Source organism: Kitasatospora sp. NPDC059327 (assembly GCF_042752535.1).
Taxonomy (GTDB): Bacteria; Actinomycetota; Actinomycetes; order Streptomycetales; family Streptomycetaceae; genus Kitasatospora.
The window spans coordinates 28,112-54,145 of sequence record NZ_JBHYYB010000008.1 but is presented as its reverse complement, the minus strand read 5'-3'; the positions used below and the strand labels follow the sequence as shown (position 1 = coordinate 54,145).

Annotated in this window: 25 protein-coding genes; 17 read left to right on the top strand and 8 right to left on the bottom strand. The window is 73.9% G+C overall.

Translation table 11 applies throughout. The annotated features are described in order from the left end of the window. Positions 1 to 380 precede the first annotated feature (380 nt). The 4 genes from ACFXHB_RS07840 (at position 381) to ACFXHB_RS07825 (ending at position 4,805) form a co-directional block, all read left to right on the top strand. A complete protein-coding gene (locus ACFXHB_RS07840) occupies positions 381 to 1,580 on the top strand; it encodes a hypothetical protein (RefSeq protein WP_380572936.1) in 1,200 nt (399 codons plus the stop codon). A 133-nt stretch (positions 1,581 to 1,713) separates the two neighbouring features. Further along, the gene (locus ACFXHB_RS07835) at positions 1,714 to 3,351 is read left to right on the top strand and encodes an ABC-F family ATP-binding cassette domain-containing protein (protein WP_380572935.1); all 1,638 of its coding nucleotides are present in this window, start codon (positions 1,714 to 1,716) and stop codon (positions 3,349 to 3,351) included. 67 nt (positions 3,352 to 3,418) lie between these two features. Next, positions 3,419 to 4,093, top strand: coding sequence for a nitroreductase family protein (locus ACFXHB_RS07830; RefSeq protein WP_380572934.1), 675 nt, complete (start codon positions 3,419 to 3,421; stop codon positions 4,091 to 4,093). Between the two features lie 76 nt (positions 4,094 to 4,169). Then, positions 4,170 to 4,805, top strand: a complete 636-nt coding sequence (locus ACFXHB_RS07825) for a GNAT family N-acetyltransferase (RefSeq protein ID WP_380572933.1) — start codon at positions 4,170 to 4,172, stop codon at positions 4,803 to 4,805. Between the two features lie 89 nt (positions 4,806 to 4,894). On the opposite strand, the gene ACFXHB_RS07820 is transcribed toward ACFXHB_RS07825, so the two are convergent. Both ACFXHB_RS07820 and ACFXHB_RS07815 read right to left on the bottom strand, forming a co-directional pair. Beyond that, positions 4,895 to 5,851, bottom strand: a complete 957-nt coding sequence (locus ACFXHB_RS07820) for an aldo/keto reductase (protein ID WP_380572932.1) — start codon at positions 5,849 to 5,851, stop codon at positions 4,895 to 4,897. Positions 5,852 to 5,915: 64 nt separating this feature from the next. Beyond that, positions 5,916 to 6,536 carry a GDSL-type esterase/lipase family protein gene (locus ACFXHB_RS07815; protein ID WP_380572931.1) on the bottom strand — a complete coding sequence of 207 codons (621 nt, stop codon included), beginning with the start codon at positions 6,534 to 6,536 and terminating at the stop codon, positions 5,916 to 5,918. A 440-nt stretch (positions 6,537 to 6,976) separates the two neighbouring features. Between ACFXHB_RS07815 and ACFXHB_RS07810 the strand changes: the two genes are divergently transcribed. Together ACFXHB_RS07810 and ACFXHB_RS07805 are read left to right on the top strand one after the other, a co-directional pair. Further along, positions 6,977 to 7,606: a choice-of-anchor C family protein gene (locus ACFXHB_RS07810; protein ID WP_380572930.1), complete on the top strand. Its 630-nt coding sequence runs from the start codon at positions 6,977 to 6,979 to the stop codon at positions 7,604 to 7,606. 273 nt (positions 7,607 to 7,879) lie between these two features. Beyond that, positions 7,880 to 9,409 (top strand): carbohydrate binding domain-containing protein, encoded by a 1,530-nt coding sequence (locus ACFXHB_RS07805; protein WP_380572929.1) that lies wholly within the window; start codon positions 7,880 to 7,882, stop codon positions 9,407 to 9,409. 155 nt (positions 9,410 to 9,564) lie between these two features. Here the strand turns inward: ACFXHB_RS07805 and ACFXHB_RS07800 are convergent, their stop codons facing one another. Then, complete coding sequence (locus ACFXHB_RS07800; protein WP_380572928.1) at positions 9,565 to 10,116, bottom strand: VanZ family protein; 552 nt, start codon at positions 10,114 to 10,116, stop codon at positions 9,565 to 9,567. 269 nt (positions 10,117 to 10,385) lie between these two features. Here ACFXHB_RS07800 and ACFXHB_RS07795 point away from each other — a divergent pair, with 269 nt between their 5' ends. The 3 genes from ACFXHB_RS07795 (at position 10,386) to ACFXHB_RS07785 (ending at position 13,404) form a co-directional block, all read left to right on the top strand. Continuing rightward, the gene (locus ACFXHB_RS07795) at positions 10,386 to 11,591 is read left to right on the top strand and encodes a cytochrome P450 (protein WP_380572927.1); all 1,206 of its coding nucleotides are present in this window, start codon (positions 10,386 to 10,388) and stop codon (positions 11,589 to 11,591) included. Positions 11,592 to 11,662: 71 nt separating this feature from the next. Next, entirely contained in the window at positions 11,663 to 12,823 is a 1,161-nt protein-coding gene (locus ACFXHB_RS07790; RefSeq protein WP_380572926.1) for a type III polyketide synthase, read from the top strand. Continuing rightward, complete coding sequence (locus tag ACFXHB_RS07785; protein ID WP_380572925.1) at positions 12,820 to 13,404, top strand: NUDIX hydrolase; 585 nt, start codon at positions 12,820 to 12,822, stop codon at positions 13,402 to 13,404. Before ACFXHB_RS07790 ends, ACFXHB_RS07785 begins: the two co-directional genes overlap by 4 nt. Positions 13,405 to 13,560: 156 nt before the next feature. On the opposite strand, the gene ACFXHB_RS07780 is transcribed toward ACFXHB_RS07785, so the two are convergent. Both ACFXHB_RS07780 and ACFXHB_RS07775 read right to left on the bottom strand, forming a co-directional pair. Continuing rightward, a complete protein-coding gene (locus ACFXHB_RS07780) occupies positions 13,561 to 16,038 on the bottom strand; it encodes a Tex family protein (RefSeq protein ID WP_380572924.1) in 2,478 nt (825 codons plus the stop codon). Between the two features lie 124 nt (positions 16,039 to 16,162). Beyond that, entirely contained in the window at positions 16,163 to 16,738 is a 576-nt protein-coding gene (locus ACFXHB_RS07775) for a hypothetical protein (protein ID WP_380572923.1), read from the bottom strand. Positions 16,739 to 16,801: 63 nt separating this feature from the next. Here ACFXHB_RS07775 and ACFXHB_RS07770 point away from each other — a divergent pair, with 63 nt between their 5' ends. Then, positions 16,802 to 17,710 carry an aminoglycoside phosphotransferase family protein gene (locus ACFXHB_RS07770; RefSeq protein WP_380572922.1) on the top strand — a complete coding sequence of 303 codons (909 nt, stop codon included), beginning with the start codon at positions 16,802 to 16,804 and terminating at the stop codon, positions 17,708 to 17,710. 393 nt (positions 17,711 to 18,103) lie between these two features. After that, positions 18,104 to 19,249, top strand: coding sequence for a PP2C family protein-serine/threonine phosphatase (locus ACFXHB_RS07765; RefSeq protein WP_380572921.1), 1,146 nt, complete (start codon positions 18,104 to 18,106; stop codon positions 19,247 to 19,249). Between the two features lie 40 nt (positions 19,250 to 19,289). Here the strand turns inward: ACFXHB_RS07765 and ACFXHB_RS07760 are convergent, their stop codons facing one another. Genes ACFXHB_RS07760 through ACFXHB_RS07750 form a run of 3 tightly spaced genes read right to left on the bottom strand, consistent with a single transcriptional unit; the run spans position 19,290 to position 20,370 of the window. Then, positions 19,290 to 19,925, bottom strand: a complete 636-nt coding sequence (locus ACFXHB_RS07760; protein WP_380572920.1) for a tetratricopeptide repeat protein — start codon at positions 19,923 to 19,925, stop codon at positions 19,290 to 19,292. Positions 19,926 to 19,935: 10 nt separating this feature from the next. Continuing rightward, positions 19,936 to 20,220 (bottom strand): hypothetical protein, encoded by a 285-nt coding sequence (locus ACFXHB_RS07755; RefSeq protein ID WP_380572919.1) that lies wholly within the window; start codon positions 20,218 to 20,220, stop codon positions 19,936 to 19,938. Positions 20,221 to 20,247: 27 nt separating this feature from the next. After that, positions 20,248 to 20,370 carry a hypothetical protein gene (locus tag ACFXHB_RS07750; protein ID WP_380572918.1) on the bottom strand — a complete coding sequence of 41 codons (123 nt, stop codon included), beginning with the start codon at positions 20,368 to 20,370 and terminating at the stop codon, positions 20,248 to 20,250. A gap of 171 nt (positions 20,371 to 20,541) precedes the next feature. Here ACFXHB_RS07750 and ACFXHB_RS07745 point away from each other — a divergent pair, with 171 nt between their 5' ends. The 6 genes from ACFXHB_RS07745 to ACFXHB_RS07720 all read left to right on the top strand — a co-directional run bounded on the left by ACFXHB_RS07745 (position 20,542) and on the right by ACFXHB_RS07720 (position 25,911). Continuing rightward, positions 20,542 to 21,594, top strand: coding sequence for a Scr1 family TA system antitoxin-like transcriptional regulator (locus ACFXHB_RS07745; RefSeq protein WP_380572917.1), 1,053 nt, complete (start codon positions 20,542 to 20,544; stop codon positions 21,592 to 21,594). An 80-nt stretch (positions 21,595 to 21,674) separates the two neighbouring features. Then, the gene (locus ACFXHB_RS07740) at positions 21,675 to 22,469 is read left to right on the top strand and encodes a tyrosine-protein phosphatase (protein WP_380572916.1); all 795 of its coding nucleotides are present in this window, start codon (positions 21,675 to 21,677) and stop codon (positions 22,467 to 22,469) included. 290 nt (positions 22,470 to 22,759) lie between these two features. Continuing rightward, positions 22,760 to 23,161 (top strand): hypothetical protein, encoded by a 402-nt coding sequence (locus ACFXHB_RS07735; protein ID WP_380572915.1) that lies wholly within the window; start codon positions 22,760 to 22,762, stop codon positions 23,159 to 23,161. Between the two features lie 137 nt (positions 23,162 to 23,298). Then, complete coding sequence (locus tag ACFXHB_RS07730; RefSeq protein ID WP_380572914.1) at positions 23,299 to 24,033, top strand: ATP-binding cassette domain-containing protein; 735 nt, start codon at positions 23,299 to 23,301, stop codon at positions 24,031 to 24,033. Position 24,034: 1 nt separating this feature from the next. Further along, complete coding sequence (locus ACFXHB_RS07725) at positions 24,035 to 25,312, top strand: hypothetical protein (protein WP_380572913.1); 1,278 nt, start codon at positions 24,035 to 24,037, stop codon at positions 25,310 to 25,312. Then, a complete protein-coding gene (locus tag ACFXHB_RS07720; protein WP_380572912.1) occupies positions 25,309 to 25,911 on the top strand; it encodes a hypothetical protein in 603 nt (200 codons plus the stop codon). Before ACFXHB_RS07725 ends, ACFXHB_RS07720 begins: the two co-directional genes overlap by 4 nt. Positions 25,912 to 26,034: the final 123 nt, after the last annotated feature.

Genomic DNA, 26,034 nt, shown 5'->3' with positions numbered 1-26,034 from the left:
CGCGGGGAGCCTGGAGGGGGCCTGGGGCCTTCGAGGGAATCGGGCGAAGGGACGCCGGTCCGGCTCACCACTGAGATCGCGCACTCGCACACGCACGCACCGCGCGCAGCAGGGCTGCGGGGCGGCGGGGGGCGGTGTCTCGGGACCTCAGTAGAGCAACGGCCTTCTCCTGTTCTGGCGGGTGACTCGGATCACGCTACGGAGGCCTCCGGGCCCCTCGCAACCGATTAATTCGGTGCGGATCACGTGCCGATCCCGTGACGGCTCCGTTCCGGTCCGCTCCGCGGCCGGGGACGCCACCGCCCGCGTGGCAGACTCCTCACCTGCCACGCCCTGCGGTTCGGGCGGTACGGCGTGTATCCACAGGGGGAACTGAACTCATGTCACCGATATCCCGGACGACGCGTGCCGCGCTGGGCGCCTCCGTCGTCGCGCTGACGATGGTGGTCGCGACCGCGTGCGGTCCGGACAACAGCGACGCCACCGGGGCCCAGACGGCGGCGCCGACCACCGCCGTGACCAGCGCCGCCGGTACGCCGGGCGCCGCGCCGGTCAAACTGCCCACCCTCGACGAACTGAAGAAGTGGAAGTTCGAGGACTGGGACAAGTGGGCCCAGCAGAACGTGATCACCCCGGCCGTGAAGGGTTTCTGGGACCTCCAGAAGATCCTCGACGCCAAGCCGGTCAAGCCCGGCCCGGGCAACGCGCCCACCGGTCAGCCGACGGCCCGGCCGACCGCTGCGACGCCGAGCCGGCCGGCCTCCCCGGCGCCGGCGGACAACGGCGACGACCCGTTGCCGAAGGTGGTCCAGGAGAAGCCCGTCCCGCACCCGTACACGAAGAACTACCACGTGAACGGCAAGCTGTTCTTCCAGGACGGCAAGCAGGACTACGTCTGCTCCGGCACCGTGGTCTCCGACCCGGCCAACCCCGGCAAGAGCAATCTGGTGTGGACCGCCAGCCACTGCCTGCACGGCGGCAAGGGCGGCAAGTCGCACACCAACATCACCTTCGCCCCCGCGTTCAACAGCGCCGGTGCGGTGAGCGGCGGCAAGCAGGCCCCGCTGCAGCAGGCCGAGCCGTACGGCGAGTGGGGCGCGGTGGCCGGCATCGTCTCCCCGACCTGGGCCGACGAGGCCGACCCGGAGTACGGCGGCCCGTGGAGCCAGTACGACTTCGGCATCATCCGGGTGGCCAACCCGGACGGCGGCAACAAGTCGCTGGAGGAGGTCGTCGGCGGCTCCGTGCCGGTCTGGTTCAACGCCCCGCGCGACCAGATCACCGGCGTGAGCAGCTTCGGCTACCCGGCGGGCAAGCCGTTCGACGGCATGGAGCTGGAGCACTGCGACAGCGGCAAGCCGGTCCGCCACACGATCGACCCGAGCCGCCCGGCGATGCTGACCATCGGCTGCAACGGCACCGGCGGCGACAGCGGCGGCGGCTGGTTCGCGGCCAGGGACGGCAAGCAGGTGCTGGTCTCGGACACCTCGATCGGCGGCAACGACAACACCTGGGAGGCCGGTCCGTACCTGGACGACGTCGCCCAGCACGCGCTGGAGTACATGTCCAAGCGGAAGTGATCCCGGGCACGTCCCGACCGGCCCGCCGGACGGGGCCCGCGGCCCGCGCGGCCGCCGTCCGGCCCCCGGGGCCCGCGGCCTTCCCGCCGCGGGCCCCGGCGCGCTCGCCGGCTCTCCTAGAATCGGAGACATCATGAGCGCCACACTCGTAGTCAAGGACCTCGTCGCCGGCCACGGCGACCGTACTCTCTTCTCCGGCCTGGACCTGGTCGTCGCCCCCGGTGACGTGATCGGGCTCGTCGGGGCGAACGGCGCCGGCAAGTCGACGCTGCTGCGGCTGCTGGCCGGGCTGGACACCCCCGAGGGCGGTTCGCTGCGGCTCAGCCCGGCGGGCGCCAACATCGGTCACCTCCCGCAGGAGCCGGAGCGGCGCGAGGGCGAGTCGGTCCGGGACTTCCTGGCCCGGCGCACCGGCGTGGCGGCCGCGCAGGCGGCGCTGGACGAGGCCACCGAGGGTCTGGTCGAGAGCCGCCCCGGTGCCGACGACGCCTACGCGGCGAGCCTGGACCGCTGGCTGGACCTCGGCGGCGCCGATCTGGAGGAGCGGGCCGAGGAGGTCGCCGACTCGCTCGGGCTGAAGGTCTCGCTGGACCTGCCGATGACCGCGCTCTCCGGCGGCCAGGCCGCCCGGGCCGGCCTCGCCTCGCTGCTGCTGTCCCGCTACGACGTCTTCCTGCTGGACGAGCCGACCAACGACCTCGACCTGGACGGGCTGGAGCGCCTGGAGTCCTTCGTCAAGGGCCTGCGCGCGGGCACCGTGCTGATCAGCCACGACCGCGAGTTCCTGGCCCGGACGGTCACCCGGGTGCTGGAGCTGGACCTCGCCCAGCAGCAGGTCAACCTGTACGGCGGCGGCTACGAGGCGTACCTGGAGGAGCGCGCGACGGCCCGCCGGCACGCCCGCGAGGACTACGACGAGTACGCCGACACCAAGGCGGGCCTGGAGGCCCGGGCACGGATGCAGCGCGGCTGGATGGAGCACGGGGTGCGCAACGCGCGCCGGAAGTCCTCCGACAACGACAAGATCGGCCGGGCGATGCGGACCGAGTCGACCGAGAAGCAGGCCTCCAAGGCCCGGCAGACCCAGCGGATGATCGAGCGGCTGGACGTGGTCGAGGAGCCGCGCAAGGAGTGGGAGCTGCGGATGGAGATCGCCACCGCGCCGCGCTCCGGCTCCGTGGTCGCCACCCTGCGCTCGGCCACCGTGCGTCGCGGCGACTTCGCGTTCGGCCCGGTGGACCTGCAGATCGACTGGGCCGACCGGGTCGCGATCACCGGCGCCAACGGCGCGGGCAAGTCCACGCTGCTGGCCGCGCTGCTCGGCCGGCTCGAACTCGACGGCGGCAACGCCGTGCTGGGCTCGGGCGTGGTGGTCGGCGAGGTGGACCAGGCCCGCGGCCTCTTCCTCGGCGGGGAGCCGCTGTCGGAGGCGTTCGCCGCCGCCGTACCGGAGTTGACGCCGGAGGAGGTGCGGACCCTGCTGGCCAAGTTCGGGCTGAAGGCGGCGCACGTGCTGCGACCGGCCGCCACCCTCTCGCCCGGCGAGCGCACCCGGGCGGCACTGGCGCTGCTCCAGGCCCGCGGTGTGAACCTGCTGGTGCTGGACGAGCCCACCAACCACCTGGACCTGCCGGCCATCGAGCAGTTGGAGTCCGCGCTGGCCTCGTACACCGGCACGCTGCTGCTGGTCACCCACGACCGGCGGATGCTGGACACGGTGTCGGTCGACCGGCGGATCGAGGTCCGCGGCGGGCTCGTCCACGAGAGCTGAGTGGTCTGGTCCATTCGGGCGGTCCGGGCCCTTCCCGGACCGCCCGTCATGTGCTGTGCTGTCGGCCATGGTTGACAGTGCAGAGGCAGGGACGCCGTACCCGACCGTCCCGCTGACCCCGATGACGGTGCCCGCCCACGAGGCCGAGGCACGCAGCAGGTCCTTCCACGACGTGATGGCCCGGCGCCGGACCGTCCGCGACTACGCGACCCGCCCGATCCCGGACGGCGTCGTCGAGTGGGCGATCCGCACCGCGAACACCGCGCCCAGCGGCGCGCACGTCCAGCCGTGGCGGTTCGTGGTGATCACCGACCCGGAGCGCAAGCGGCGGCTGCGCGAGGCCGCCGAGGCCGAGGAGCGCGAGTTCTACGCGCACCGGGCCTCCGAGGAGTGGCTGACCGCGCTGGCGCCGATCGGCACCGACTGGCAGAAGCCGTTCCTGGAGGACGCGCCCGCCGTGATCGTCGTCTTCGAGGTGCACAAGGGCCCGGGGTCGCCGCGCCCCTACTACACCAAGGAGTCCGTCGGCATCGCCGTCGGCCTGCTGCTCGCCACCCTGCACCAGGCGGGCCTGGCCACCCTGACCCACACCCCGAGCCCGATGAAGTTCCTCAACGAGGTGTGCGAACGGCCGGCCGAGGAGCGGGCCGCCTACGTCATCCCGGTGGGCTACCCGGCGGCGGGGGCGCGCGTCCCCGACCTGCGGCGCAAGGATCTCGACGAGGTGCTGGTACGCCTCTGACACGCCCCGGGGCGGCGCCGCCGCCCCGGCGGTTCGCCGGTGGTCGGCGCTCCGGGGCCCACCCATAATCGCTGTCATGACACACGTCACGCCACCCCCCGGTGAGGACATCCCCCGTCCCCGCCCCGCCGCCCGACGGCGCGGGCCGGCAGCGGCCGAGATCTCCGCCGGCCGGCCACCGGAACTGCTCCGACTGGCCGGCGGGATCTCCCTGCGCCGCCGCTCGGCCGCGTACGCGCGTGCGCTCAACGCCGCCGTCCGGAGCGATCTGGCGCATCTGCGGCCCTGGCTGGAGTGGGCGGCCGAGGCCCCCACCCTGGCGCAGACCACCGAGCTCACCCGGGCCGGCGCGGCCGCCTGGGACGCGGGCACCGATTTCATCTACCTGGTCGGCCTGGACGCCGAACCCGGCAGCGTGATCGGCTCGTTCGGCCTGCACGGTCGGATCGGACCGGGCGCGCTGGAGATCGGCTACTGGGTGGGTTCGCGGCACGGCGGCCGCGGCATCGCCACCGCCGCCGCCGGGGCGCTGGCCGGGGCCGCGCTCGCGCTGCCCGGGGTCGGACGGGTGGAGATCCACTGCGACCAGGCCAACGCCGCCAGCGCCGCCGTGCCCCGCAAGCTCGGCTTCCGGCTGGACCGGATCGCCGAGGCGGCGGTGCGGGCACCCGGCGAGACCGGCCGGCAGCTGGTCTGGGTCAAGGAGGGCTGAGCGGGGGCCGGCCGGTGCGGCCGGCCCCCGCCGGACGGCCGGCGGCCCCGGACGGTCAGCGCCCCGGACCGTCGGCCGCCCCAGGACGGTCAGTAGCGCCCGCCGGTCGGCGCCGGCAGCGCGTCCAGCTCGGCCAGGTCGGCCGCCGGGAGCACCACGTCGGCCGCCCCGGCGTTGTCCGCCAGGTAGCGCGGCGTCTTGGTGCCCGGGATCGGGAAGACGTACCGCCCCTGGGCCAGCACCCAGGCCAGCGCGACCTGCGCGGGCGTCGCGCCGACCCGTCCGGCGACCTCCCGCACCTTCTCCACCAGGGCCAGGTTGGCCTGCAGCGCCTCCTGCTGGAAGCGCGGCAGCGAGCGCCGGAAGTCGTCCGCCGGCAGCTCGTCCGCGGAGGAGATGCTGCCGGTCAGGAAACCCCGGCCGAGCGGCGAGAACGGCAGGAACGCGATGCCCTCGGCCTCGGTGTAGGGCAGCACCTCGGCCAGCGCGTCCCGGGTCCACAGCGACAGCTCGGACTGCACGGACGCCACCGGGTGCACCGCCTGCGCCCGCTTGATCTCCTCGACGCTCACCTCGGAGAGCCCGATCCGCAGCGCCTTGCCGGCCGCGACGGCCTCGGCGAGCGCGCCCCAGGTCTCCTCGATCGGCACCTCGGGGTCGACCCGGTGCAACTGGTAGAGGTCGACGTGGTCGGTGCCGAGCCGGCGCAGGCTCTCGTCGATCGAGCGCCGCACGTGCTCCGGCCGCCCGTCGTTGCCCACCCGCCGGTCGCCGGTGCCCGGCACCAGGCCGACCTTGGTGGCCAGCACCGCGCGCTCCCGGTACGGGCCGGCCAGCGCGGCGCCGACCACCTCCTCGTTGCTGTACGGGCCGTAGATGTCGGCGGTGTCGATCAGGGTGACGCCGAGGTCCAGCGCCTCCCGGATCACCCGGACCGAGGTCTCGTCGTCGCGGTTGCCCGGGTCGTAGGCCCAGGTCATCCCCATGCAGCCGAGGCCGACCACGCCGACCTCGGGGCCCTGCTGACCAAACGTGGTGGTACGCATCTTCCGGTACTCCTTCGTGTCGTCGATCAACGGCACCAGCCTCTCCCTTCGAGTGCGCTCAAGGTCAAGCCCACGCGCCGCTCACCCAGGCGGGCCAGCCGCCGGACAGCACGAGGCCGGCGAGGAAGCGGTAGCCGGCGGCACCCGGATGCGCCCCGTCGGCCGCGAGCGCCTCGGCCGCCCAGCCCCGGTGCGCGGCGACCGCGGCGGTCACGTCGACGAACGGCACCCCGCGCCCGGCGCAGAGCGCCGCGAGCCGCCCGGCGAGGTCCAACAGCCGCTCCAGGTGCTCCTCCCCCCAGCCCACCACCGGCGGCGGTCCGACCACCAGCACCCCGAGCCCGCGCTCCCGGGCGCCGTCCAGCACCGCGGCCAGGTTCGCCAGGCAGCGCTCCGGCACCACGCGGGGGGCGCCGTCCTCCACGGTGGCGTCGTTGCTGCCGACCGAGACCACCAGCCGGTTGTCCGCGTCCGGCCGGGTCCGCGCGTCGACCTCCGGCCAGATCCGGCGCAGCACGTCCGAGGAGGTGTCGCGCCGGACGCCCAGGTTGAAGCCGGTGAGTCCGGCGGGCTCCGGCCGGCCGGTCTCCTGGAGCACCCGGCCGACCCAGCCGCGGAACTCGGGGTCCCCGACGCCCTGGGTGAAGGAGTCCCCGATGAAACAGATGCGCAGGTCCTTGGTCATCGGGTCACCGTAGGGAGCCGCCGGGCCGCGGCGCGGACCTTTCCACAGGACGGACGGCTCCGGTGCGAACAGGACGGACGGCTCCGGTGTGAAGCCGGGCCGTGCCGCCGACAGGGGGCGTACGAAGCGAGACCGGGGCGCGCCGATGGGTCGTGTGCGACGGCGGCCCGGAGCGACCGTCCGCCCCGACGGCCGGCCGCGCGCCGCCGCGCGACGGGTCGTCCGTCCGGTCGCGGGGGCGAAGGCCCTGGCCAGGGACCCGGCCCGGTACGGCCCGCCGGGTGGTGGCCCGGCAAACCGGCGCGCGAGAGCTCACGGGCCTCGCCCCGCACCACGAGGCGCCCGCGCCCCGGCCTGGCCCCGCCGCGCCGCGGGCCCGGACGATGAGCGCCGGCGGGCCCGGTCCGGGCTCCGCCACCGCTTCCACCCAGGAGGTCCCCATGTCGGTCCCGCGTACCCGCACCGCCGCCGTCGTCGCCGTGCTGCTGCTCGGTGGCTTCGCCGCCTCGACGGTCCCCGCCCAGGCGGCCGGTACCGCCGACCGCGCGGCGGCCCAGACCCGGGCCCTGAGCCGCTTCGACGACGGCAGCTTCGAGACCCCGAAGGTCGCGGCGAACACCTTCGCCTCCCTCACGGCCGGGCAGTCGATCGGCCCGTGGCGCGTCACGACGGGGAGCGTCGACCTGATCGGCGCCGGCTTCTGGCAGGCCGCCGAGGGCGACCAGTCGGTCGACCTGAACGGCGGCGGCCCGGGCGCCGTCGCCCAGACCTTCACCACGACGCCGGGCGCCACCTACTCGGTCACGTACTCGCTGGCGGCCAACCCCGAAGGCGGACCGGCGGTCAAGACCGGCCGGGCCCTCGTCGACGGCCAGGACTTCCAGGACTTCTCCTTCGACAGCACCGGCAAGTCGCGGGCCGCGATGGGGTACGTGGGGCGCCAGTTCACCTTCGTGGCCGCCAACGCCTCCACCACGCTCACCTTCGCCAGCACCACCGCCACCGGCGCCTACGGCCCGGTGGTCGACAACGTCCAGGTCCGGGAGTGCGCGCCCTGTCCCACCTGCTGACCGCTCCGCCGGTTCCGGTGGTCCGGCGGACCGCACGCCCCCGGACCACCGGAACCGCCCGGCCGGAGGGCCCGCCTTAAACCGTTCCTAAAACCTTCCCCACAGCCGCCTCTGATGTGCCGAAGGTGCTTGACGTGCACAGCTGGTCTAGTCCAGTTTGAAGCTGCACCGCGCACCTCCCCGCACCGGACCACGCCCCCACCGCCCCCGCCGCACGCCCGCGCTCCCCCTCGCGTGGCGAGCCGCGGGGGCACCGTCCCGAGAGGCACCCCCATGCCACGCGCGCCCCACGACGCCCCCGTGCCCGACGCCCCCGCCCGGCACCGCCGCCCCGCCGGCCGGGTCAAGCTGCTCAGCCTCGCCGCCGCCACCGTGCTGGCCGGCGGCGGGCTCGCCACCCTCGCCGGGAACGCCGGAGCGGCCGACGGCAACCTGCTCGCCAACGCCGGCCTGGAGAGCGGCTCGGCGAGCCCGTGGAGCTGTTCCGGCACGACCGGAAGCGTCGTCAGCACCGGCGCGCACAGCGGCTCGTACGCGTTGAAGGGCGCCGCGAGCAGCAGCGACACCGCGCAGTGCGGGCAGACGGTCACCGTCCGGCCCAACACCAAGTACACGCTGAGCGCCTGGGTCCAGGGCCAGTACGTCTACCTCGGCGCCACCGGCAGCGGGGTCACCGACCCGGCCGTCTGGACGCCCGGCGGCGCCTCCTGGCAGCAGCTCGCCACCACCTTCACCACCGGCGCGGCCACCACCAGCGTCACGGTCTACCTGCACGGCTGGTACGGGCAGGGCGCCTACCTGGCCGACGACATCACGCTCACCGGCCCCGGCGGCGACCCGACCACCCCGCCGCCGACCTCGGCCACCCCGACGGCGACGCCCACCCCGACCGCCACGGCGACGTCCACCACCCCGCCGCCGAACACCGCCGTCCCGGTGGCCCCGTACATCGACATGGGCGCCTGGCCGACCCCGTCGATGCCCGCGATGGCCCAGGCCGGCAACCTGAAGTCCTTCACCATGGGCTTCGTCACCGGCGTCGGCTGCAAGGCCAGCTGGTTCAACGCCTACGACCCGCGCACCGGTTGGGCCAAGGACCAGGTGGACGCGCTGCGGGCGGCCGGCGGTGACGCCAAGGTCTCCTTCGGCGGCGCCAGCGGCACCGAACTCGCCGCCGCCTGCACCACGGTGGACTCGCTGTTCGCCGAGTACGACGCCGTGGTCAAGGCCTACAACCTGCGCTACGTCGACTTCGACATCGAGGGCGCCGCGATCGCCGACACCGCCGCCAACGACCGCCGCTCGGCCGCGCTCGCCAAGCTGCAGAAGGCCAACCCGGGCCTGAAGGTGTCGTTCACCCTGCCGGTGCTGCCCGAGGGCCTCACCGCCGAGGGCGTGGCCATCGTCCGCTCCGCCCGGGACGCGGGCGTGGGCGTCGACCTGGTGAACGCCATGGCGATGGACTACTACCGCACCGGCGCCGACTACGGCGACGCGGCCGTGCAGGCGGCCCAGGGCCTCTACGGCCAGCTCAAGGCGCTCTACCCGGCGAAGACCGACGCCCAGCTCTGGGCCGCCGTCGGCATCACCCCGATGATCGGGGAGAACGACGACCACCAGATCTACGACCAGGCCGACGCCCGGCAGCTGGTGGCCTTCGCCCAGCAGCACCACCTCGGTGAGTTGGCCTTCTGGGACGCCACCCGGGACGCCAACGCCTGCACCGGCGCGCTCTTCAAGTGCACCAACATCGCCCAGCAGCCGTACGAGTTCGCGAAGATCTTCGCCCAGTACGGCGGCTGAGCCCCCGTTCCGGCGGCTCCCCGAGGTGCTCAGGCCCTCGGGGAGCCGCCACCAACGCGGCGGCGGCCGACCGTGATCCGCCCCGCCCGGCCCGCCCGACCGGGCCCGTGACCACGCGCGCCCGGCCGCGCACCCGCCGACGCCGCGAACCCGGGTCAGGTCCGCCGCTCCCGGCGCGAACGCGCCCCGGCCCGGACGAGCGGGCCCGCGAGCAGGCCGATCCCCGCGCCGAGGGCGAGCCCGACCAGGTTGTCCCGGACGTCCTGGGCGTCACAGGCCCGGCCGATCGCGGGCACCGCGTACTGGGCGAGTTCGACCGCGAAGGGCAGCGCCGCCGCGCCCAGCAGGACGACCGCCGCCCGGCGCCTGGTGCCGGCCAGCGCGGCGGCGAGGCCGACCGGGACGAACAGCGCGACGTCCAGGCCGGTGTGCCGCGAGGCCGGCCAGGCACCCGGCGTGCGCGGCCCGGCACCGTCCAGGGCGCAGTGCCGCACGGCCGCCCGGGAGAGTTCCCGCACCGGCCCGTGGGCGTCGGGCAGCAGGGTCAGCGTCAGCACTCCACCGAGGGCCAGCAGCAGCAGGAACGCGACCGCCCAGTGCGCGCGCAGCAGGCGGCCGACCGGCTGGTTCAGCAGCGCGGCCGGCACCAGCGAGCAGAACAGCCCGGGCCAGAACATCGGCACGGAGCCGAGGACAGCTTTGATCACGCCTGAACGGACGCCTCGAACGCCCGCCCGGTTCTGGCCCGGCCGCCCGAACCCCCGGACGCCCCCGGCGGCCCGCGGAGCCGCCTTCTCCCGGCGCGATCGGGATCGTCAACTCCCGTATTTCGCATGACAATCATCTATCTCGCTCGATCGAGCGAACTATCTTCCTTCTCCACATTTCCGCCTCCTGGTGGGGGAACATCAGCACGTCCGCGCCCGAACGATCCCCCCGGTCGGGCGGCACCAGCTCCGGCCTTTTGGATAATCCCGTGACTACCTCCGCCCCCGTGTGGGACTGCCCCTTCAACCACACCGAAGGCCTGGAGTTCGACCCCCTCCTCCAGCGGTTGCTCACCGAGGACCCGGTCGCCAGGATCCGGCTGCCGCACGGCGAGGGCGAGGCCTGGCTGGCCACCCGCTACGAGGACGTCCGCGTCGTCACCACCGACCGCCGCTTCAGTCGCGCCGCCGGTATCGGCCGCGACCTGCCCCGGATGACGCCCGCCCCGATCGCCCAGGTCGAGGCGATCAACCTGATGGACCCACCGGCCCACAACCGGCTGCGCCGGCTGGTCGCCAAGGGGTTCACCAACCGCCAGGTCGAGCAGCTGCGGCCGAAGACCCAGCGGACCGTCGACGGCTTCCTGGACGACATGGAGGAGCACGGCTCCCCCGCCGACTTCGTGCACCACCTCGCGAGCCGGCTGCCGCTCGTCACCATCTGCGAGCTGCTGGACATCCCCGAGGAGGACCGCGCCGAGCTGCGCGGCCACGCCGTCGCGATGATGGCGATGGGCCCCGGCAGCGGCGCCGGCCAGGTCGACGCCAAGGCCGCGCTGCGCGCCTACTTCTCCGAGCTGACCGCCGCCCGCCGCCGCTCCCCCGGCGAGGACCTGATCAGCGCCCTGGCCACCGCCCGGGACGAGGAGGAGCTGCTGGACGACCAGGAGCTCGCCGTGATGGCCATGGTCCTGCTGGTCACCGGCCACGACACCAGCACCTACCAGCTGAGCAACATCACCTACACCCTGCTGACCCACCCCGAGCAGCTCGCCAAGCTCCGCGCCCAGCCGGAGCTGCTGCCGCGCGCGATCGAGGAGTTGCTCCGCTTCATCCCCTTCCGCCAGGGCGTCGGCATCGCCCGGGTCGCCACCGAGGACGTCGAGCTCGGCGGCGTGCTGATCAGGGCCGGCGAGGCCGTCCACGTCTCCTACCTCGCCGCCAACCGCGACCCGGCCATGTTCGAGCGGCCCGACGAGCTGGACCTCGACCGCGGCTCGGCCACCCACATGGCCTTCGGCTACGGGACGCACCACTGCGCCGGCGCCCACCTGGCCCGGATGGAGCTCCAGGTGGCCATCGGCACCCTGCTGCGCCGCTTCCCGGAGCTCAGGCTGGCCGTGCCGGCCGCCGAGCTGGACTGGCGGACGGGCTCGATCTGGCGCTACCCGCGCACCCTGCCGGTCGCCTGGTGACCGCCTCCCCGCCGCGCCGGCCCGGCGCCCGTCCGACGCATCCGTAGGCCCTCCAGGGGAGACCCGTACCCATGGCAACACTCTGCCGACCCGCCATCGCCGTCCCCGAACACGTCATCACCCTGGAAGAGACCCTCGACCTGGCCCGCGACCTGCACGCCGAACACCCGCAACTCGGCCTGGCACTGCGCCTGATCGAGAACACCGGGGTCCGGACCAGGCATCTGGTCCAGCCCATCGAGGAGACCTTGCGCCACCCCGGCTTCACCACCCGCAACGCGGTCTACGAGCGTGAGGCCAAGCGGCGCGTGCCCGAGGTGGTCGAACGCGCCCTGGGGTACGCCGAGCTGTCCGCGCGCGAGGTCGACCTGATCATCTACGTGTCCTGCACCGGCTTCATGATGCCCTCGCTGACCGCCTGGCTGATCAACCGCATGGGCTTCCGCTCCGACACCCGTCAGGTGCCGATCGCCCAGCTCGGCTGCGCGGCGGGCGGCGCGGCCGTCAACCGGGCGCACGACTTCTGCCGCGCCTACCCGGGCGCCAACGTCCTCATCGTGGCCTGCGAGTTCTGCTCGCTCTGCTACCAGCCGACCGACCTCGGGGTCGGCTCGCTGCTCTCCAACGGCCTGTTCGGGGACGCCGTCGCCGCCGTCGTGATGCGCGGCCGCGGCGGCACCGGCGTGCACATCGAGCGCAACGGCTCGCACCTCGTCCCGCACACCGAGGACTGGATCTCGTACGGCGTCAAGGACACCGGCTTCCACTTCCAGCTCGACAAGCGCGTCCCCGGCACCATGGAGATGCTCGCCCCCGCGCTGCGCACGCTGGCCACCGAACACAGCTGGGACATCTCGGGCCTGGGCTTCTACATCGTGCACGCCGGCGGACCGCGGATCCTCGACGACCTCTGCCACTTCCTCAACCTGGAGCCCGCGGCCTTCCGCTTCAGCCGCGCGACCCTCACCGAGCGCGGCAACATCGCCAGCGCGGTCGTCTTCGACGCCCTCGCCCGGCTCTTCGAGGAGGGCGGGGTCGCGGACGGCACCCACGGGTTGATCGCGGGCTTCGGTCCGGGCATCACCGCCGAGATGTCGCTGGGCAGTTGGGCCGGCGTTCCGCTTGAGGCGACCATCCCGCGCCGCCCCCGGGCGATCGACGCGGCCGACCTCGCACTCGTCCAGGCGACCACGCCCCTGCTACGTCCGGCCGGGACTACGATCACCGAATGACCGATACCACGGACCGGCCGGACATCTCCGACAGAGCGGCCCAACTGGCCGCACGCTTCCCCGCGTTGCACGCTCCGCAGTACTGGACGTGGGGCCGCTACGACGCCCAGTTCTCCACCGCGATGCCGCCGGACGAGCTCATCACCAACATCCATCTGGTGGGCTTCGCCGACGGGCTGGTGGTGCTCTGCCGGGACGACCGCGACCACTGGTTCCTGCCGGGCGGCACCCGGGAGAGCGGCGAGTCGATCGAGTCCTGCCTGGTTCGTGAGCTGGCCGAGGAAGCGGGCGCGCGGCTGCTCGGCGAGCCGTCCTGGCTCGGGGCCCACCGCTGTGTGACGGACAACCCGGAGCCCTACCGGCCGTGGCAGCCGCACCCCGAGAAGGCCTGGCTCTGGGGCTGGGCGGAGGTGTCGGTGGACTCCGCCCCGACCAACCCCGACGACGGCGAGCAGGTGGTCGAGGTCCGGGCGATGGAGCCGGCCGAGGCCCGACGACTGCTCGTCCGCGGCCATGAGGAGTGGTGGGGCGAGCTGATCGGCCTCGCCGTGGAGCTGCGCGGGCGATCGTCCACCGGCTGAGGGCGGGCCCCGGCCGCACCGGCCGAGCCGCTACCGGCCGCAGCTCACCGACCGCAGCTCACCGACCGGAGGACGACAGTCGTACGGCGGGCGGTGGACCAGCTGTCCACCGCCCGCCGTACGGCTGTCACCGCCCTCGGCGGCCCGTTCCGGCGCTCAGCGGCGCCCGGAGCGACGGCCGCCCTCGGAGCCGGACCCGCCGGCCAGCCCGGCCCGGCGCAGCGCGTCCGCCATGGCGCCGTTGCCCAGCGGGGCCTGGCCGCCGGAGCCGGAGCCACCGCCCGAGCCCGCACCGGAGCCGCCGCCCGAGCCGCGCCGGTCCTGGCGCGGCGGACGCGCCTGGCGGCCGCCCCGGTCGCCACCGCGGTCCCCGCCGCGCTCGCCACCGCGACCGCCGCCCCGGTCCCCGCCGCGCTCGGCGCCGACCTCGTCGTCCAGCCGCAGGGTCAGCCCGATCCGCTTGCGCGGCACGTCCACCGTGGTCACCCGCACGGTGACGATGTCACCCGGCTTGACCACCTCGCGCGGGTCCTTGACGAAGTTCTTCGACAGCGCCGAGACGTGCACCAGGCCGTCCTGGTGGACACCCACGTCCACGAAGGCGCCGAAGGCCGCGACATTGGTCACCACGCCCTCCAGCACCATGCCGACCTCCAGGTCCCCGATCTTGTCGACGCCCTCCTTGAAGGTGGCCGTCCGGAAGGCCGGGCGCGGGTCACGGCCCGGCTTGTCCAGCTCGCCGAGGATGTCGGTCACCGTCGGGATGCCGAAGGTGTCGTCGGCGAAGTCCCCCGGCCGCAGCGCCCGCAGCGCGGTGCTGTTGCCGATCAGCCCGCGCAGCTCCCCGCCGGTACCGGCGAGGATCCGGCGCACCACCGGGTACGCCTCCGGGTGCACGCCCGAGGCGTCCAGCGGGTCGTCGCCGTCCGGGATCCGCAGGAAGCCCGCGCACTGCTCGAACGCCTTCGGACCGAGCCGCGCGACGTCCTTGAGCGCCTTGCGGGTCCGGAACGGGCCGTTGGCGTCGCGGTGCGCCACGATGTTGTCCGCGAGCGTGCCGGTGATGCCGGACACCCGGGTGAGCAGCGGCGCGGAGGCGGTGTTGACGTCCACGCCGACCGCGTTGACGCAGTCCTCGACCACCGCGTCCAGCGAGCGGGACAGCTTCACCTCGCTCAGGTCGTGCTGGTACTGGCCGACGCCGATCGACTTGGGGTCGATCTTGACCAGCTCGGCGAGCGGGTCCTGGAGGCGGCGGGCGATGGAGACCGCGCCGCGGATCGACACGTCCAGCTCGGGCAGTTCCTGCGAGGCGAACGCGGAGGCGGAGTAGACCGAGGCGCCGGCCTCGCTGACCATCGCCTTGGTGAGCTTCAGCTCCGGGTGGCGCTTGATCAGGTCCTCGGCGAGTTTGTCGGTCTCGCGGGACGCGGTGCCGTTGCCGATCGCCACCAGGTCGACGCCGTGCTTCTTCGCCAGCGCCGCCAGCGTGGCCAGCGCGGCGTCCCACTTGTTGGCCGGCTGGTGCGGGTAAATCGTGTCGTACGCGACGACCTTCCCGGTGGCGTCCACGATCGCGACCTTCACGCCGGTCCGGAAGCCCGGGTCCAGGCCCATCGTGGCGCGAGTGCCGGCCGGGGCGGCGAGCAGCAGGTCGCGCAGGTTGGCGGCGAAGACGCGCACCGCCTCGTCCTCGGCCTCCTGGCGCAGCCGGCCGCGCAGGTCGATGCCGAGCCGTACCAGGACGCGGGTGCGCCAGGCCCAGCGGACGGTGTCGCCGAGCCACTTGTCGCCCGGGCGACCGTGGTCGGCGATGCCGAAGCGGGCGGCGATCCGCTGCTCGTAGTCGCTCTCGCCGGGGAGGTCGCCGCCCTCCTCGCCGTCGAACGGGGAGAGGTCGAGGTCCAGCACCTCCTCCTTCTCGCCGCGCAGCATCGCCAGGATCCGGTGCGAGGGGAGCTTGGTGTACGGCTCGGCGAAGTCGAAGTAGTCGGCGAACTTGGCGCCGTCCTGCTCCTTGCCCGAGCGGACGGTCGCGACCAGCCGGCCCCGCGTCCACATCCGCTCGCGCAGCGAGCCCACCAGGTCGGCGTCCTCGCCGAAGCGCTCGACCAGGATGGCCCGCGCGCCCTCCAGCGCGGCGGTCCGGTCGGCCACCGTCTCGTTCAGGTAGGCGTCGGCCACGGTCGCCGGGTCCCGGGTCGGGTCGGCGAGCAGGGTGTCGGCGAGCGGCTCCAGGCCGGCCTCACGGGCGATCTGCGCCTTGGTGCGGCGCTTCGGCTTGTAGGGGAGGTAGATGTCCTCCAGGCGCGCCTTGGAGTCGGCGGCGAGGATCTGCCCGCGCAGCGCGTCGTCCAGCTTGCCCTGCGCCTCGATCGACTCCAGGACGGCCGTGCGCCGCTCCTCCAACTCCCGCAGGTAGCGCAGCCGCTCCTCCAGGGTGCGCAGCTGGGTGTCGTCGAGCGAGCCGGTGGCCTCCTTGCGGTAGCGGGCCACGAACGGCACGGTCGCGCCGCCGTCGAGCAGGTCGACGGCGGCCTTCACCTGCGCGCCGCGGACGCCCAGTTCCTCGGCGATCTTCCGCTCGATGGCCTGCTGGGCCTGCTGGGCCACCTGTTCGTCTGGCGTGCTCACGAAGCCGGTCACCTTCTCCAGAGTTGCTTTCCCCGTACCCCCGCATTCTGGCACTGACCGGCGACACCTCCCGGCTGGCCCCGGCGCGGCCGGGCGTGGCGCGGGGCCCCGGCGGCGGGTTCCGTCAGGGCCGGTCGGGGGTCACCGGGCCCGGCCGGCCGTCGGTGCCGAGCCGGACCCACCTGGTCCCGTCGCCCGTCACCAGGCGCAGCCGGTCCGGCCCGTCCCACCCGACCTCGCCGAGGCCGTCGTGCTCGCCGACGTAGGCGACCTGCCAGCGGCGGGCGGTGAGGCCGGAACCGTCGTCGACGTAGACCCAGGAGACCGGGTCGGGCCCGAACCCGGCCGTGTCCTGCCGAACCACCAGGACACGGTCCGAACGGCCGGGCGCCGCCTCGATGCGCGTCGTCCGAGGGCCGTCCGAGGACAGGATCCAGAACGGCACGGTGCCCACCCCCAGCACGACCACGGCGCAGCCGAGCCCCCCGCGCACCCAGGTCGGCCACCGCGAGAACACCAGCGCGACGATGAGCAGGGGCAGCGCCGACGTCGCGAACAGCAGTGGTTGGTCGAACCACTCCCGCACCACCAGCAGTCCACCCGACCGCCGGTGGAACCGGCCCACCAGGGCGGCGCCCACCAACGCGGTCGCGCCCCCGAGCGCCCCCCACATGACCCAACGTCCCCACCTGTCCACCATGGCCCCACCCTAGTGTTCGAAATACCGCGAACGGCCGGGGAGCCCGGGAGTACAGTGCCGGGCATGTGCGCTGCCGCTCGGATGCACGACCGCCTGCCCGACGACGAACCGGACATCGACACCGCCCTGGTACGGCGGCTGCTCGCGGGCCAGTTCCCGCAGTGGAGGGGGCTGCCCCTCGAACGCGTCGCCTCGGCGGGGACGGACAACACGATGTTCCGGCTCGGGCCCGAACTCGCCGTCCGGCTGCCCCGGGTGGGCTGGGCGGCCGAGAGCGTCGGGCGCGAGCACCGGTGGCTGCCGCGGCTGGCCCCGCGGCTGCCGCTACCCGTTCCCGTCCCGCTCGCCCTGGGCCGGCCGACCGCCGGCTACCCGTGGGAGTGGTCGGTGCTGCGCTGGCTGGACGGCGCCAACCCGATCGTCGGAGCGACCACCGCACCCTTCCAACTCGCCCAGGACCTGGCCGGGTTCGTGACCGCGCTGCGCGAGCTCGATCCCGCCGACGGCCCGCCGGCCCCCCGGGGCGTGCCGCTGGCCGCGCGCGACGCCTCCACCCGGGCGGCGATCGGCCGGCTGCGCGGGGTGATCGACACCGGGGCGGCAACGGCTCTGTGGGAGAAGGCCCTTCGACTGCCGGAGCACGCCGGAAGACCCACCTGGATGCACGGCGACCTCTCCCCCGGCAATGTTTTGATGAGGCGTCAACATCTCACCGCTGTGATCGACTTCGGCCTGATGGGCGTCGGCGACCCGACCGTCGACCTGATCGTGGCCTGGAACCTGCTCCCGGCCGCCGCCCGCCCGGTCTTCCGGGCCGCCCTCGCCGCCGACGACGCCGCCTGGGAGCGCGGCCGCGCCTGGGCGCTGTCCATCGCGCTGATCCAACTCCCCTACTACCGCACGACCAATCCGGCCCTGGCCGCCAACGCCCGCCATGTGATCCGCGAGGTCCTCGCCGACCGCGGCGTGTGACGCCCCCTCGCCGGCCGGGCGGCCGGACTGCCGCGACGGACCGGAATCCGGCTCCGCTTCCGTCACTCGCCATCACTCGCCGTCACTCGTCGTCACCGAAGCTCCGGCCCCGGTCACCGGGACGTCCGGGCGGGCGGGCGCGCGCGTCCCGTCGGGTCCGGTGGGAACGAGCCGGCCGACAGCCCGGCCCCCCTGCCCAGCCACCCGGCACGATGACCGGCCGCCGCGGGAGCACCGGGCGCCCCGGACGACCGCACGGGCGGAGCGGTCGCTTCCGTCTCGTCCGCACACTGTCTACCCTGTGGGCAAAGGGGGGCCTGGCAGCAGACCGCCGGCAGCCCCTCGGCAGGAGCTGTCCGGCCGTCGACGCAGCCAACGGACCGGGAGCACCTCGTGAACACCACCACCCCCCGCGCGCACTCCGCGCTCGTGCTGCCCTTAGCCCTGATCGCCGTGGTGACCGTCGTCGACGTGCTGGCCAGGTCCGCGATCCTGCTCGCCCTGCTGGCCGCGCCGCCGGCCCTCGCCGCCGCGCGCGGCCGGGCCCGTGAGGTGGTCCTGATCGGGGGCCTCGCGCTGCTCTCCTGCGTCGCGGCGGCCACCGTCAACGGCATCCCGACCACGTCCCGCAGCGCCGTGGCCTACAGCGCGATCACGGCGGTCACGGCGGCGGCCGCCTACGCCTCGGCGGAGCGCGCCCGCGCGGAGGAACGCCGCCTGCGCGCGGAACGGCGTCTCGTCGACGTCCAGGCCGTGGCCGATGTCGCCCAGGGCTTCATCCTCGGCCCCGTGCCCCAGCGCAGCGGCTCCCTCGACCTCGCCGTCTCCTACACCTCGGCGGCCGCCGGGGCGAGGATCGGCGGGGACCTCTACGAGGCGATCCCGACCGCCGACGGGATCCGCGTCATCGTCGGCGACGTCCAGGGCAAGGGCCTGGCCGCCGTCACCACCGCCGTCACCGTGCTGCGGGCCTTCCGCGAGGCCGCCCCGGGCACGGCAGACCTGCGGATCGTCGCCGACCACATCGAACGCGGCCTGGAACAACGCGGCGAGCGGGACGAGTTCGTCACGGCCGTGCTCGCCGACTGCAGCGGAGCCGGGCAGGTCACGGTGCTCAACTTCGGCCACCCGCCGCCGCTGGTCCGCGGCGCCGACGGGACCACCCGCTCCGCCGAACCGGACACGCCCGGCCTTCCGCTGGGCCTGCCGTTCACCGACTCCGAAGGCCCCGGGACCTGCACCGTCCGGCTGGGGCCCGGTGACCGGATGCTCCTCTACACCGACGGAACGGCCGAGGCCCGCGACGCCGCGGGCGAGTTCTTCCCCCTCCAGGACCACGGACACCTGCTCGACCACCCGGACCTGCCGAGCGCATTGACCGACCTGCGCGCCGCCCTCACCGCCCACACCGGAGGCACCCTGGACGACGACGCCGCGATGCTGCTGCTCCGCCTGGCGCCCACGCCGGCCGAGACCCCGGGCGCGGAGCCGCCCGCCCGGCCGGCGGAGGATCCCGGCCCGACCCAGGTCGGCGCCTAGCCCCGCCCCGGGGCGGCCGGGGTCCGACCACGGGGTCGGCTCAGAGCGCGGCGCGCGCCTCGTCGACCGAGTCCAGGACGGCCTTCGCCCCGGCGGACGCGGCCAGCTCGGCGGCCTCGTCGAGCAATCCGCGCGCGTCGTCGGAGCGGCCCTCCGCGACGGCGATGTACCCGAGGCCGACCAGGTTGGCGGCCACGCCGTCCGGGAAGGCGAGTGCCCGGCGCAGCCGGGTCGACTCCTCCAGCAGCGCGCGGGCGGCGGGCAGCCGGCCCGCCTTGTGCTCGGCGATGCCGAGGTGGCGCAGGGCATAGGAGAGCGTGAGGTCGTCGCCGGCCGCGGTGGCGAGTTCGCGGGAGCGCTGGAGGGCGGGCAGCGCGGCGTCGTCGTCGCCCCGGACCACCTGGTGGTAGGTGCCGATCCAGAACTGCGCCTCGGCCTCGCCGCGCCCGTCGCCGAGGCTCCGGTAGAGGTGGGCCGCGTGCCGGAAGAGCTCCAGCTCGCGCTCGTCCGGGATGCGCTGCTCCAGGAAGCGGGCGTGCAGGACCCGGCCGCGGATCAACGTGAGGTCGGCCTCGACGGCGTCCAACTCGCCGTCGGCGACGGGCAGGACGTCCGTCTCGCCCCCGAACACCGCCTGGTGGCAGAGACGTCGCGCGTGCTCGATTCGTTCGTCCATGGACATGACCCTATGCGGTGACGCCCGGCGGCGGGTCGAGCTGCGCCCGGACGAGGCTGGTGGTGACTTCGCCCTCGCTCACCTGCTCGCCCCAGGAGGAGGAGAACTCCCGGACCAGCCCGAGGCCCGTTCCCGCCTCCGCGCCGCCCCTTGGGCACCGGTCCGGGTCGGCACGCCCGATGTCGCGCACCTCGATCCACAGCCCCGAGAGCACGGCGTGCTCGAACAGCACGTCGATGAGCAGGTGTTCGGGCACGCGCGGACGCCGCACGGTGTGCGCGACCAGCTCGGTCACGACCAACTCGGCTGCGGCGGCGCAGCGTTAGCCGCCCTTGAGGTCGGACAGGAACCCCCGGAGGACCACCCGCGCGGCGATGGCGGAGGAAGGATGACGCGGGAGCGAGCAGAGCTGGTCGGTCGGGGTGCTGTCAAGCGGTTCGGGCATGGCTGGGCCACCTTCTGATGCATGGGGAGTTCCGTGCGCGGGCACGACGCTTCGTGCACTCACTGGTGCGAGCGTCTCTTCCGTTCCACGATTGAGCATCGACGGTTCCGAATCCGGTGACGAGCCATCAGCCGGTTCCAGGGAACGTCTTGACACAGGGGGGCCTGAACCATGACACGCAGGAAGTCCGTCAGCCCGAATCTCCGATCGAGCGCGGGTGCGGTGTTCGGCGCCGTACTGCGGCGATTCCGCGACGCGAAGGGCATCTCGCAGGGCGAACTCGCCTCGCTCGTCCCGTGCAGCCGCCCGCACGTCTCCCGCATCGAGGCGGGAACACGCAATCCGCAGGAGGACTTCGTCCTGGCGGCCGACCGGCTGCTGGACACCGGCGGACAGCTGATGGACCTCTGGAAGGAGATCGACTGGTACGCGCGGGTGGAGCATCCGGACTGGTTCCGGCGCTACGCGGGTTTCGAGGACCGGGCCTCGACGATCTGCGAGTTCCAGATCGCTCACATCTCCGGGCTCCTGCAGACCGAGGCGTACGCGCGAGCGCTCCTCTCCTCAGGTGACGCCGCGGGAAACACCGCCCTGATCGAGGAACGCGTCGCCTCCCGGCTTGCCCGCCAACACCGGCTGGCCGCGCCCGACGGCCCGCTCTTCAAGGTCGTCCACTCCGAGGGCGCGCTCCGCTCCCTGGTGGGGAGCCCCGCGGTCATGCACGAGCAGCTCGGCCATCTGCTGACGATGGGACAGCTCCCCAACATCGTCCTCCAGGTCGCCCCGTTCAGCCTCGGAGAGCGCGTGCCCTTCGACACCATCGTCTCGCTGGTCACCTCACCTGACGGCAAGACAAGGATCTACTCCGAGAGCCTGGATCAGGGTCATTTCGTCGAGGATCCGAGAGACGTCCAACGCAGGCAGCGGGCCTATGATCTGCTCCAGGCGGATGCGCTCTCCCGTCGCGAGAGCGCCGCTCTGATCCGCAGCGTGAGGGAAGGACTTCTCAACATCATGCCCACCGAACCGACCGCTCCGTGGCGAAAGTCCAGCTACAGCGGCAACAACGGCGGCAACTGCGTCGAGGTGGCCGGCGACCGCACCGGCCGCCTGGTCCGCGACTCCAAGGACCCGGAGGGCCCCGCCCTCGCCTTCCCCGCCGATGCCTGGCAGGCCTTCGTCGACGCCGTCCGCGCCGACACCTTTCCGACCCCCGGCTGCTGAACCGCCACCCCCGAATCCCCTCCCCGGCCGACCGGGGAGGGGATCGTCGTGCGACCTCCGGCGCTCGCCAGGGTGCGTCCATGACACGGCACCTCACCTTCGACGCCCTGCACAACTTCCGTGACCTGGGCGGTTACCGGACCGCTGACGGACAGTCGGTCCGGTGGCACCGGCTCTACCGGTCCGACTCGCTCGGCAAGCTCTCCTCGCCCGCCGACCTCGAACGGTTCCGGGAGCTCGACATCGGCACCGTGATCGACCTGCGCCACCCCTGGGAGATCGCCGCCAAGGGGCGGATACCCCAGATCGACGGGGTGGCCCACCACAACCTCTCGATCGAGCACCGGCCGTACGACCAGGCGGAGATCGACCCGGACGTCGACCCCTGGCGCCACCTCGCCGACCGGTTCGCCGAGGTGGCCGAGGACGGGGTCGCGGAGATCCGCCAGGTGCTCGGTCTCATCGCGACGGCGGACCGGCCGGTGGTCTTCCACTGCGCGTCCGGCAAGGACCGCACCGGGCTGATCGCGGCACTCGTCCTCACCCTGCTCGGGGCCTCCGAGGACGACATCGCGGCCGACTTCGCGCTCACCGAGCTGGCCACCCCGCAGCTCGTCGCCGACTGGCGCACCGCCAACCCCGGGCGCACGCTCCGGTGGCCCGGGTACGGGCGTGCGCCGGAGGACGTGATCCGGCACGTGCTCGCCGACCTCACCGCCGCCCACGGCTCGGTGCGTGCCTATGCCACCGGCACACTCGGCGTCGACGAGGAGTTGATCGGCTCGCTGCGCGCCCGGCTGCTCACCAACTGGTCGCCCAACGAAGGAAATCGGCCAGGCCTCACCGGACCGACTATCCCACTGAATCGGATCTGAACAGTTCACCGGTCATCAATGGACATCTGCGAAAGGTCTGGGCCGACACTCCTTCGATCGCGTAAATGATTGACCACTTGGAATCACCGGCTTGCCAAGCCATCGCCCCACCACACCACCCGCCGAATGGCCGGAATCAATAGTGCTGGCGGGCTGTTCGTGCACGCTAAGGTCATTCCCGCGGCGGCTCGTCCGATCGGGTGATCATGGCCGATGGTAGTCGAACCTCCGCTCGTTTCTTTTTGCCTGCATGACGCCCGCGCGGCGTCACCGAAAAGATCGGACGGGATATGCACGCAAAGCACCGCACGCTCGTGCGCGGCATTCTGGTGGCCGCCGCACTGCTCGGATTCGCCGGCGCGACGCCGGCCCTCGCGGAGGGCTCCTGGACCTCCCACATCAACAACTGGGGCCCCGGCTCGGAGTCCCGCCGGTGGGCGGACAACGACCGCGACGACACCGTGACGGCGGTGTCCTTCAAGGGCTGCACCACCGACACCAACGACTTCAAGAACGCCGATCTCCAGCTCTACAAGGACGTCTTCGGCCCCGACAAGTCCTACGGCTACCGGCTGAACCGGTGCGACACCTCGGTCTGGGGCGACCAGAGCTCCGGCCAGTACTACTTCGCGCTGGAGGGCGTGCGCTCCGGCGGAAAGCTCTGGGTCGACTCGGTGACCACCCAGTACTGAGCCCGGCCCGTTCACCGGCCCGCACCCGGCGTTCCCGGTGTGCCGGAGGCCCCCGCCCCGGCACACCGCTCCCCTCCCCACCGCCTTCTCCCCCGCATCGCCCCCGCACCCACCGAGCGAAATGCGTCGACCCCGCCATGACCCTTGAATTCCACGGCATCGATTTCCAGTACACCCGGAAAGCCGGGCTCTTCGCCGGCTTCGGTCTGCGGATCGACAATCCGGCCACCGTCCTGCTCGGCCCCAACGGCGCCGGAAAGTCCACCCTGATGGCGCTGGCGGCCTCCCAGCTCGCCCCGCGCCAGGGCTCGGTCTCCTGGCGGGGGCGCACCCCCGCCGGGCCGGGCGGCCGGGCGGCCTACCGGCGGGCGGTGGCCTGGCTGCCGCAACAGGTCACCCCGGTGCCGGGGCTCAGCGTGCGCGAACAGGTCGCCTACTGCGGGTGGTTGAAGGGCATGTCGCGCACCGAGGCCTGGCAGGCATCGGCCGGCGCGCTGGCACGGGTCGGACTGGCCCCGCTCGCCGACCGCCGGAGCCACCGGCTCTCCGGCGGTCAGCTGCGCCGGCTGGGCATCGCCGGCTGCCTGGCCCACCGCAGCGAACTGATCCTGATGGACGAGCCGACCGCCGGGCTCGACCCGGCGCAGCGCGGCATGTTCCGCACCCTCGTCGAGGACCTGGCCGGCGAGGTGAGCGTGATCGTCTCCACCCACCAGACCGAGGACCTCGCCGCGACCTACCGGCACGTGGTGGTGCTGGACCGGGGCCGAGTCCGTTTCCAGGGCGGCATCGAGGAGTTCCACGCCGTCGCCGCCGATCCGGGCGCCGGCGCCGAGGCCGCTTACTCGCGCCTCGTCGAGCGGGAGGCCTGACGTGCTGCTGCGCACCGTCCTGCGCACCTCCGCCGGTCCGCGGGCCCTGCCGTTCCTGCTCGGCTTCGTCCTGGTCGCGCTCGGCGACGAGCTCACCGCCTGGGTCACCCCCGCCTACGGCCTCTCCGCCGCCGGGCACGCCGGCCTCGCGCTGCCGTTCGTCTGCGCCGCCTGCGCGGCCGCCGGAGCCTGGGAGGGCGCCCGACTGCACCGGGGCCGGGTCTTCGACCGCTCACCGGTGCGGTCGCCGCTGGCGATCACCGCGCCCGTCCTGCTCCCGGTGGCGGTGATGGGCGGGCTCGGCATGGTCACCGCCCTCGGTGTCACCACGCTGGCCGGCGGCACGGTGAGCGGTGTTCCGCAGCCGGGCGTGTTCGCCGTCTGGGCCGGGCTGCTGCTCGCCAACACCCTGGTCGGCTCCGTCGTCGGGCGGGTCCTGGCACCGGTGGTCGCGGTGCCGCTGGCCCTGGTCAGCAGCTTCGTCCTCAACGCCTACCCGGCCTCCTTCGACACCTACTGGCTTCGGCACCTGGTCGGCGGCGGACTCTCCGACTGCTGCGCCGTGGACCAGGTCCTGGACCACCGGGCCGTTCTGAGCGCCCTGGTGTTCTCCGGCGCGGTGTGCGCCGCAGCCGTCCTGGTGATCCGCTACCGGGGCGCGCCGGCCGCGCTCGCCGCCGGGCTGGCGGTCACGGCCGGTGGCGTGGCGCTCGCCGCCCTGCCGGCCCGGGGGCTCGGCCCGGAGCCGGTGGTGGACCGGGCCGCCACGGCACTGGTCTGCGACCACGGCCGGCCGACGGTCTGCCTCTGGCCGGAGCTGGGGACCACCCGCGCCGGCCTGATCCGCGAGGAGGCCGGGCGGGTCCTCAACACCCTCGCCGGGAACGGCGTTCCGGTCCCGGCGACCCTCACCATGGCGGCCCGACCGGGGCCGGGCGAGGCCAAGCTGGGCATCCCCACCACGGCCCGCGTGCGGGACGTGACACCCGGCGTGGTCTCCGGACTGCTCCCCCGCACCCCGGACTGCGCCCGCTCCGGCGCCCCCTACCCGGCGGGCGCCGCCACCGGGCCGGTGACCGCCTGGCTCACCGCGCAGGCCTCGCCGGCCGGGGCGCCACCCGGCGCCGCCGGGAGATTCGGCGCCGAGGACACGGCGCTCGCCGAGCAGGTGCTGCGGCTTCCCCGGGAGGCCCAACTCGACTGGTACCGGGCCGTGACCGAGGCCCTGCGCCACTGCGACACCGTCGCACCACTGCCTCCCACGGGCGGTGCCCGGTGATCTGGTGGTGCAAGGCCCGCGCGGTGCCCGCCGTCCTCGCCGTCCTCGTCGCGACCTTCGCGCTGGGCCTGCTCATCGGCGACGGCGAACTACCGGTGCCCGCACTGCGCGGGCACGCCGGCCACTTCCTGGTGGCACACGTCGTCACGCTGCTCCCCGCGGTGTGCCTGCTGCACGGCCTCGGCCGGGGCGACCTGCGGTCGGAGGCGGTCGCCGGGCGGTTCCTGCGCGGGCTGGACGCCGCACTCGTCTGGGCCGTCGCCGCGGTGGGCATCGCGGCGGGTCTGCTCGCCCACGCGACCGGCCAGAGCGACCTCGCCCTCGTCCTCGCCCGCAACATCGCCGGCTACCTCGGTACGGCGCTGTTGCTCCACCCCCTGATCGGCCACCGCCCGGCCGCCGCCGTGATCGCTGCCGTCCCGCTGCTCTGCTCGGCAGCCGGGTGGCACCCCGACGGCCGCCCCCAACCCTGGGCCTGGCCCCTCCACCCTGCGGCCTCCCCACCCGCCCTCACCGCCGTGGCCCTCACCCTCCTCGCCGGCACCACCTGCGCCCTCCTCCGCCACCGCCCACCGGTGGACCTGCCCATCCTGGCCTGACCACCCCGGCGGGGGGGGGGGGGGGGGCCCCCGGCCCCCCCCCCCCCCCCCCCCACACCCGCCGGCCGGGCAGCGCCCGGCCGCCCGCCCCCCGCCCCCCCGAGCGCAGAAGCACGCACGCGG

Excerpts from the sequence above, each read along its gene's own strand:
- ACFXHB_RS07840 (WP_380572936.1), top strand. The coding sequence starts at position 381 with ATGTCACCGATATCCCGGACGACGCGTGCCGCGCTGGGCGCCTCCGTC.
- ACFXHB_RS07835 (WP_380572935.1), top strand. The coding sequence starts at position 1,714 with ATGAGCGCCACACTCGTAGTCAAGGACCTCGTCGCCGGCCACGGCGAC.
- ACFXHB_RS07830 (WP_380572934.1), top strand. The coding sequence starts at position 3,419 with ATGGTTGACAGTGCAGAGGCAGGGACGCCGTACCCGACCGTCCCGCTG.
- ACFXHB_RS07825 (WP_380572933.1), top strand. The coding sequence starts at position 4,170 with ATGACACACGTCACGCCACCCCCCGGTGAGGACATCCCCCGTCCCCGC.
- ACFXHB_RS07820 (WP_380572932.1), bottom strand. The coding sequence starts at position 5,851 with ATGCGTACCACCACGTTTGGTCAGCAGGGCCCCGAGGTCGGCGTGGTC.
- ACFXHB_RS07815 (WP_380572931.1), bottom strand. The coding sequence starts at position 6,536 with ATGACCAAGGACCTGCGCATCTGTTTCATCGGGGACTCCTTCACCCAG.
- ACFXHB_RS07810 (WP_380572930.1), top strand. The coding sequence starts at position 6,977 with ATGTCGGTCCCGCGTACCCGCACCGCCGCCGTCGTCGCCGTGCTGCTG.
- ACFXHB_RS07805 (WP_380572929.1), top strand. The coding sequence starts at position 7,880 with ATGCCACGCGCGCCCCACGACGCCCCCGTGCCCGACGCCCCCGCCCGG.
- ACFXHB_RS07790 (WP_380572926.1), top strand. The coding sequence starts at position 11,663 with ATGGCAACACTCTGCCGACCCGCCATCGCCGTCCCCGAACACGTCATC.
- ACFXHB_RS07785 (WP_380572925.1), top strand. The coding sequence starts at position 12,820 with ATGACCGATACCACGGACCGGCCGGACATCTCCGACAGAGCGGCCCAA.
- ACFXHB_RS07775 (WP_380572923.1), bottom strand. The coding sequence starts at position 16,738 with ATGGTGGACAGGTGGGGACGTTGGGTCATGTGGGGGGCGCTCGGGGGC.
- ACFXHB_RS07770 (WP_380572922.1), top strand. The coding sequence starts at position 16,802 with ATGTGCGCTGCCGCTCGGATGCACGACCGCCTGCCCGACGACGAACCG.
- ACFXHB_RS07760 (WP_380572920.1), bottom strand. The coding sequence starts at position 19,925 with ATGGACGAACGAATCGAGCACGCGCGACGTCTCTGCCACCAGGCGGTG.
- ACFXHB_RS07750 (WP_380572918.1), bottom strand. The coding sequence starts at position 20,370 with ATGCCCGAACCGCTTGACAGCACCCCGACCGACCAGCTCTGCTCGCTC.
- ACFXHB_RS07745 (WP_380572917.1), top strand. The coding sequence starts at position 20,542 with ATGACACGCAGGAAGTCCGTCAGCCCGAATCTCCGATCGAGCGCGGGT.
- ACFXHB_RS07740 (WP_380572916.1), top strand. The coding sequence starts at position 21,675 with ATGACACGGCACCTCACCTTCGACGCCCTGCACAACTTCCGTGACCTG.
- ACFXHB_RS07735 (WP_380572915.1), top strand. The coding sequence starts at position 22,760 with ATGCACGCAAAGCACCGCACGCTCGTGCGCGGCATTCTGGTGGCCGCC.
- ACFXHB_RS07730 (WP_380572914.1), top strand. The coding sequence starts at position 23,299 with ATGACCCTTGAATTCCACGGCATCGATTTCCAGTACACCCGGAAAGCC.